We start from the raw sequence: 6,795 nt of genomic DNA, 5'->3' as shown, positions 1-6,795 counted from the left end.
GCTTTTTAAAACCCGATATTTTGGTTAAAGGAGCTGATTATAAAGATAAGCTTGTTGTGGGTGCAGATATCGTTTCAAGAGTTGAATTAATCGACTTTGAAGAAGGATTTAGCACAAGTAAGATTATAGAAAAGATTAAGGATAAAAAATGATAAATTTAGTAGAAAAAGAATGGCAAGAACATCAAAAAATCGCTCAAGAAAGTGAAATTTTAAAAGGACAAATCGCTAAAATAGGTGAGCTTTTGTGTGAGTGTCTTAAAAAAAATGGTAAGATTTTGATTTGTGGAAATGGTGGAAGTGCAGCTGATGCCCAGCATTTTGCAGCTGAACTTAGTGGGCGTTATAAAAAAGAACGCAAGGCTTTAGCAGGTATAGCACTTACAACCGATACTTCGGCACTTAGTGCTATAGGAAATGACTATGGTTTTGAGTTTGTTTTTTCAAGACAAGTGGAAGCTTTAGGAAATGAAAATGATATTTTAATCGGCATTTCAACCAGTGGAAAAAGCCCTAATGTTTTAGAAGCTTTTAAAAAAGCAAAAGAACTTAATATGCTTTGTTTAGGGCTTAGCGGAAAAGGTGGTGGAACGATGAATAAGCTTTGCGATCATAATCTTGTTGTACCAAGCGATGATACGGCTAGAATTCAAGAAATGCACATTTTAATCATACACACACTTTGTCAGATTGTAGATGAGAGTTATAAATGAAAGTTTTTATCATCAATTTAGAGCGTTCTTTAGATAGAAAAGAGCATATGAAAAAACAAATTCAAAAGCTTTTTGAAAAAAATCCTAGTTTAAAAAATAAATTAGAATTTATTTTCTTTAAAGCTATTGATGCTAAAAATAAAGAACATTTGGAATTTAAAGATCATTTTCCTTGGTGGGGCTCTTGGGTTTATGGAAAAGATCTTGATTTGGGAAATACAGCTTGTTTTTTGTGAGTCATTATAAACTTTGGCAAGAATGTGTGAAGCTTGATGAGCCTATAATCATCCTCGAAGATGACGTGGAATTTAGTGATGAATTTTTAAATAATGGAGAAGAATATATAGATGGGTTGTTAAAGAGTGAATATGAATATATAAGACTTTGTTATTTATTTGATAAAAGATTGTATTTTTTGAGCGAGAGTTATGGTGGGGGGGGGTATTATTTAAGTTTTAAGAATCTTTCTGGAACCCAAGGTTATGTATTAAAACCTAGTGCCGCAAAAAAAATTATATCAAAAGCGCAATTTATTTATATGTCTGTTGATGATTATATGGATAAAATTTATAAACATAAAGTTTTAAATATTATTAAAAAGCCTTTATTGTTAAAACATAGTTTGGAATTGCAAAGCAATATTTCGCAACTTGGGCGTAATAGTCAAAAAATAAAAATTTATAGAAAAATTATCAGAGAAATTTTTAGATTTTACTCAAGTATTTTAAGGTTATCATCTATTATATATATAAAAAATCGATTAAAGCTTAAGTAAATTTCTAGCCTCTACTATTACTCTTTCAGGCTTTAAATCTTTCATACATTTGTGGTGTTTTAAAGGGCAGGTTTTTTGCATACAAGGCATACAAGCTAGACCTAAATGTACTAATTTTACATTTTTATTTTGCCAAGGCGAGGTTTGAGTAAATTTCGTAGGGCCAAAAATAGCCACGGTTTTTACCTTATAAACCGCACTTATGTGCATAGGTCCACTGTCATTTGTGATGAAAAGATCGCAAAAAGCGATATTTTGACAAAGGGTTTTGATGGTGGTTTTATTGCAAAGATTTCTTACTTTTATGTTTTGTTCTTTTAAAATTTGATAAATTTCATTACAAAGTTCTTGTTCGGCTTTTCCTGCGCCAAAGATTAAAATTTCATGACTTTGGCTGAAATTTAAAGCCACTTTAGCAAAATAACTTGCATCCCATCTTTTTGCACTTCCAAAGCTTGCACCAGGGTTGAGTCCTAGAATTTTTTTACCATTTTTCAAGACAAGAGGAGCTTGAAATTTTAGCTTAAAGGGAAGTTTTAAGTTTTTAAAATGAGCTTTTATATCAAGTGAGTTTTCTATAAAATAAAGGTATTTTAAAACTTGATGTTCCTCTTTGTGCTTGTTTTTGTCAAAAAAATATCTTTGCTTTGTTTTAAGAATATGCAAGATAATCTTAGAAGAAAACGCAGATCTAAAAGCAAAGCTAAGATCGATTTTACCAAATTCTTTGCGTAAAGATAGGGCTTGTTTATAGCGGGATTGTTTATTTTCTATGATGATTTTAGAATTGGGAAATTCTTTAAAAAGTGCTGTGGAAACCAAAGATCCATAAAGAATAAATTGGGCATTTTTAAAATGTTCTTTTATAGCGTATAAAGCAGGTGAAGCCATCACTGCATCGCCTAACCAAGTGGGAAGATGTATAAAAATTTTCATAAATTTCCTAAACTTTGATAGAATTGTTTTTATTATTTTAACAAAATTTAGGAAAAATATGCCACAACTTTCGATCATAATCCCGCTTTTTAATTCTTGTGATTTTATTTCAAGGGCTTTGCAAAGTTGTATAAATCAGACTTTAAAAGATATTGAAATTTTGATTATTGATGATAAAAGTAAAGATAATAGTTTAAATATGGTTTTAGAATTTGCTAAAAAAGATCCAAGAATAAACATCTTTCAAAATGAAGAAAATTTAGGCACTTTTGCAAGTAGAAATTTGGGAGTTTTGCATTCTAGTTCTGATTTTATAATGTTTTTAGATAGTGATGATTTTTTAACACTCGATGCTTGTGAAACAGCGTTTAAAGAGATGAAAAAAGGTTTTGATTTGCTTTGTTTTGATGCCTTTGTACATAGGGTAAAAACCAAACAATTTTATCGTTTTAAACAAGATGAAGTTTTTAATCAAAAGGAATTTTTAGATTTTTTAAGTAAACAAAGGCATTTTTGCTGGTCGGTTTGGGCGAAGTGTTTTAGAAAAGATATGATCTTAAAAATTTTTGAAAAAGTTAAAATAGATGAGCGTTTGAGTTACGGCGAAGATGTGCTTTTTTGTTATGTTTATTTTATGTTTTGTGATAAAATAGCTGTTTTTAAAACTTGTATTTATCATTATGAATTTAATCCAAATGGAAGATATGAAAACAAAAATAAAGAAATTTTAAATCAAAATTATCAAGATAAAAAGAAAAGTAATGAGTTGATAAAAAGACTATCTAAAGGCTTTTTGCATGATGAATTTCATCAGAAATTGTTCGAGGTTTTAGAAAAGGAAGAAAAGGATTTAAATTCAAGATATTTAAAGGAAAATTTAATATAATATTTAGTTTAGGATAATTGTATGGATTTTTTATGGTAAATATACTTCTTTGCGGTGGTGGTGGAACAAGGCTTTGGCCTTTAAGTAGAGCTTTAATGCCTAAGCAATTTATTCAAATTTTTAATAATAAATCTCTTTTTGAATTAAGCTATGAAAGAAACTCTAAGATTTGTTCTCAAATTTTGATTGTTTCAAATCAAGAGCAGTATTTTTTAGCCTTAGATCAGCTTAAAATAGATAAAAATATTAATTACCTCTTAGAGCCTATCTCTAAAAATACAGCAGCGGCTATAACTTTAGCGTGTTTTTCTTTATCTAAAAAAGAGTTGGTTTTGGTTACTCCTAGCGACCATTTGATTAAAAATGAGAGTAATTACCATAAAGTTGTGGAAAAAGCAACAAAACTTGCAAAAGAAGATAAAATTATTACTTTCGGTATAAAGCCTAACTATCCAGAAACAGGTTATGGATATATAGAATTTGAGTGCAACGAGGTTTTAAGATTTTATGAAAAACCAGATCTAAATACCGCCAAAGAATTTATTAAAAAAGGTAATTTTCTTTGGAATTCGGGAATGTTTGTTTTTAAGGTTGATCTTTTCTTAAAACAAATGCAAAAATATGCAAAAGACATTTATGATAGATGCTATGTAGCTTATAAAAATTCATTGAAAACAGAAAATTTTATTAAGATACAAAAAGAAGATATGGAAAAAATCCCATCTTTGAGTATTGATTATGCTTTAATGGAGAAATCAGATTCTATAAAAGTTGTTCCAAGTGATATTGATTGGAGTGATGTAGGGAGTTTTGAAAGTTTGGCTAAGGAATTTCCGAAAAATGAAAATGAAAATTTTTCCAATATAAAAACTAAATTTGTAGATTCTAAAAATAATTTTATTTTTTCAAATAATAAGAAAAAATTTATAGCTACAATCGATTTAAATGATTTTGTGATCGTGGATACAGATGATGCTTTATTGATAAGCAAAAAAGAATCTACCCAAAAGGTTAGATTAGTTTATGAAAGCATTCAAAAAGATGAAGATTTAAGTAAAAATCATCTTGTTACTCATCGTCCTTGGGGTACTTATACAATCTTAGAAGATGAAAAAGGCTATAAGATTAAACGCATTGAAGTAAAGCCAGGAAAAAGACTTTCCCTTCAAAAGCATTTTCACAGAAATGAACATTGGATAGTGCTTAGTGGAACTGCAAGCGTTGAGGTTGAAGGGGTTAAAACTCTTGTAAGACCTAATGAATCCACTTATATTCAAATGGGTCAAACGCATCGTTTAAGTAATGAGGGTAAAATTCCTGTAGTTTTGCTAGAAGCACAAGTGGGTGAATATACAAAAGAAGATGATATAGTAAGATTTGAAGATGATTTTGAAAGAAAGTAAATATGAGTAAAAAAATAGCATTAATAACAGGTGTAACGGGACAAGATGGAGCTTATTTATCAGAATTTTTATTAAATAAAGGCTATGAAGTTCATGGTATAAAGCGTAGAACTTCACTTTTTAATACTGATAGAATTGATCATTTGTTTGAGGGTCATCATAATAAGGCTAATGATTTTTATTTGCATTATGGTGATATGACGGATTCTATGAATTTAACTCGTATTGTGGCTGAAATAAAGCCTGATGAAATTTATAATCTTGCAGCAATGAGTCATGTGCATGTGAGTTTTGAAACGCCTGAATATACAGCCAATGCTGATGGCATAGGAACCTTAAGAATACTTGATGCTGTGAGGTTTTTGGGTCTGAGTGAAAAAACAAGAATTTATCAAGCTTCTACTTCAGAACTTTTTGGAAAAGTACAAGAAACTCCACAAAATGAAAAAACACCTTTTTATCCACGTAGTCCTTATGCGGTTGCTAAAATGTATGCTTATTGGATAACGGTAAATTATAGAGAAGCTTACAATATGTTTGCTTGCAATGGGATTTTGTTTAATCATGAAAGTCCTGTTCGTGGAGAAACTTTTGTTACTCGTAAGATTACAAGAGCTGTGGCAAAAATTGCCTTAAATTTGCAAGATGTGCTTTATCTTGGAAATTTAGATGCAAAAAGAGATTGGGGGCATGCTAAAGATTATGTTAAAATGATGTGGATGATTTTGCAGTATCATAAAGCAGAGGATTGGGTTATCGCTACAGGTAAAACAACTATGGTAAGAGATTTTGTTCGACTTGCTTTCAAATATTGCGGAATTGAGCTTGAATTTAAAGGGTGTGGTATTGACGAGAAGGGTTTTGTGGCAAAGCTAGATAAAGATCGTGCCAAAGAACTTGGACTTGAATTATCACATTTAAAAATAGGGCAAGCACTTGTGGCGGTTGATAAAAGATATTTTCGTCCTACTGAAGTAGATCTGCTTTTGGGTGATCCTAGTAAGGCTGAAAAAGAATTAGGCTGGAGTAGAGATTTTGATTTAAAAGATTTGGTTGAAGATATGATGCAAAGCGATTTGAAATTAATGACTAAAGATGTTTATTTAAAACAAGGTGGATATAAAATAATGAGGTATTATGAGTAAGGAGATAAAAACTATTTTATTGACTGGTTCCGGAGGAATGGTTGGTAAAAATATTTTAAATTATTACAAGGCACAACAGTATAATTTTTTATCACCAAAAAGAGAAGAATTGGATTTGTTAAATCAAGCTTCTTTGGATTCTTATCTTAAGTGTAACAAGGTGGATTTAGTGATTCATGCAGCTGGATTAGTTGGTGGAATTAAGGTAAATATTGAAAATCCTGTTAAATTTTTAATGGAAAATTCTTATATAGGACTTAATTTAATTTCATCTTGTCTTAAAAATAATGTTGGAAAGATTTTAAATCTTGCTAGTTCTTGTATATATCCAAAAAATGCAAAAAATCCATTGCGCGAGGATATGATATTGAAAGGAGAGCTAGAGGCTACGAATGAAGGATATGCATTAGCTAAAATACTTTCTGTTAAAGCTTGTGAATATATATCAAAAACATCTCAAGATTTTTTTTATAAAACTATAATACCTTGCAATTTATATGGCAAATATGATAAATTCGATTTGGATAATTCTCATATGGTGCCTGCTGTGATTGCTAAGCTTCATAATGCAAAAATGAACAATGTAGATAAAGTTGAAATTTGGGGAGATGGTAAGGCTAAAAGAGAATTTATGTATGCAGAGGATTTAGCAGATTTTATTTTTCATGCTATTGAAAATTTTGATTTATTACCTCAGAATATGAATATAGGTACAGGTGTGGATTATGCAATTGATGAGTATTATTATATGATTGCGAAAGTTGTAGATTATCGAGGAATTTTTGTTCATAATACTTTGAAGCCTGTAGGGATGGAAAGAAAATTAGTAGATATATCTCAAGTTGCTAATTTTTCTTGGAAATATAAAACTGGTTTAGAAGAAGGACTTGAAAAGACATATAAATATTATTTAGATAAGATATGTAAGGTATAAAATA

Annotated in this window: 6 protein-coding genes and 2 pseudogenes; 7 read left to right on the top strand and 1 reads right to left on the bottom strand. The window is 29.9% G+C overall.

Translation table 11 applies throughout. From position 1 onward, the window contains the following. From AJ888_RS09545 to AJ888_RS08840, 3 genes and pseudogenes are all read left to right on the top strand, one after another. Positions 1-152: pseudogene (locus AJ888_RS09545) on the top strand (bifunctional heptose 7-phosphate kinase/heptose 1-phosphate adenyltransferase); the annotation flags it as partial. Beyond that, positions 149-712: a D-sedoheptulose 7-phosphate isomerase gene (gene gmhA, locus AJ888_RS08845; protein WP_044794534.1), complete on the top strand. Its 564-nt coding sequence runs from the start codon at positions 149-151 to the stop codon at positions 710-712. The pseudogene AJ888_RS09545 and the gene gmhA, both read left to right, overlap by 4 nt. Next, positions 709-1,487 (top strand): annotated as a pseudogene (locus AJ888_RS08840) (glycosyltransferase family 25 protein). The gene gmhA and the pseudogene AJ888_RS08840 overlap by 4 nt, the downstream one beginning before the upstream one ends. Here AJ888_RS08840 and waaF read toward each other — a convergent pair. Further along, positions 1,473-2,423, bottom strand: coding sequence for a lipopolysaccharide heptosyltransferase II (gene waaF, locus AJ888_RS08835; RefSeq protein ID WP_002861866.1), 951 nt, complete (start codon positions 2,421-2,423; stop codon positions 1,473-1,475). The pseudogene AJ888_RS08840 and the gene waaF overlap by 15 nt on opposite strands. Before the next feature lie 58 nt (positions 2,424-2,481). On the opposite strand from waaF, the gene AJ888_RS08830 reads away from it, so the two are divergent. Genes AJ888_RS08830 through AJ888_RS08815 form a run of 4 tightly spaced genes read left to right on the top strand, consistent with a single transcriptional unit; the run spans position 2,482 to position 6,791 of the window. Beyond that, on the top strand, positions 2,482-3,309 hold the full coding sequence (locus tag AJ888_RS08830; RefSeq protein ID WP_002861865.1) for a glycosyltransferase family 2 protein: 828 nt from the start codon (positions 2,482-2,484) through the stop codon (positions 3,307-3,309). Between the two features lie 32 nt (positions 3,310-3,341). Beyond that, positions 3,342-4,712 (top strand): mannose-1-phosphate guanylyltransferase/mannose-6-phosphate isomerase, encoded by a 1,371-nt coding sequence (locus AJ888_RS08825; RefSeq protein WP_002861864.1) that lies wholly within the window; start codon positions 3,342-3,344, stop codon positions 4,710-4,712. 2 nt (positions 4,713-4,714) lie between these two features. Continuing rightward, the gene (gene gmd / locus AJ888_RS08820; protein WP_002861863.1) at positions 4,715-5,857 is read left to right on the top strand and encodes a GDP-mannose 4,6-dehydratase; all 1,143 of its coding nucleotides are present in this window, start codon (positions 4,715-4,717) and stop codon (positions 5,855-5,857) included. Further along, positions 5,850-6,791, top strand: a complete 942-nt coding sequence (locus AJ888_RS08815) for an NAD-dependent epimerase/dehydratase family protein (protein WP_002861862.1) — start codon at positions 5,850-5,852, stop codon at positions 6,789-6,791. The genes gmd and AJ888_RS08815 overlap by 8 nt, the downstream gene beginning before the upstream one ends. The last annotated feature ends 4 nt before the right edge of the window (positions 6,792-6,795 follow it).

It is taken from the genome of Campylobacter sp. BCW_6467 (genome assembly GCF_001762855.1).
GTDB lineage: Bacteria > Campylobacterota > Campylobacteria > Campylobacterales > Campylobacteraceae > Campylobacter_D > Campylobacter_D jejuni.
Note: the sequence above shows the minus strand (reverse complement) of the source record. Positions and strands in the feature narration are given on the sequence as shown.

What these genes read in the sequence shown, in the direction of transcription:
- waaF (WP_002861866.1), bottom strand. Translation starts at nt 2,423, where the DNA reads ATGAAAATTTTTATACATCTTCCCACTTGGTTAGGCGATGCAGTGATG.
- gmd (WP_002861863.1), top strand. Translation starts at nt 4,715, where the DNA reads ATGAGTAAAAAAATAGCATTAATAACAGGTGTAACGGGACAAGATGGA.
- AJ888_RS08815 (WP_002861862.1), top strand. Translation starts at nt 5,850, where the DNA reads ATGAGTAAGGAGATAAAAACTATTTTATTGACTGGTTCCGGAGGAATG.
- gmhA (WP_044794534.1), top strand. Translation starts at nt 149, where the DNA reads ATGATAAATTTAGTAGAAAAAGAATGGCAAGAACATCAAAAAATCGCT.
- AJ888_RS08830 (WP_002861865.1), top strand. Translation starts at nt 2,482, where the DNA reads ATGCCACAACTTTCGATCATAATCCCGCTTTTTAATTCTTGTGATTTT.
- AJ888_RS08825 (WP_002861864.1), top strand. Translation starts at nt 3,342, where the DNA reads ATGGTAAATATACTTCTTTGCGGTGGTGGTGGAACAAGGCTTTGGCCT.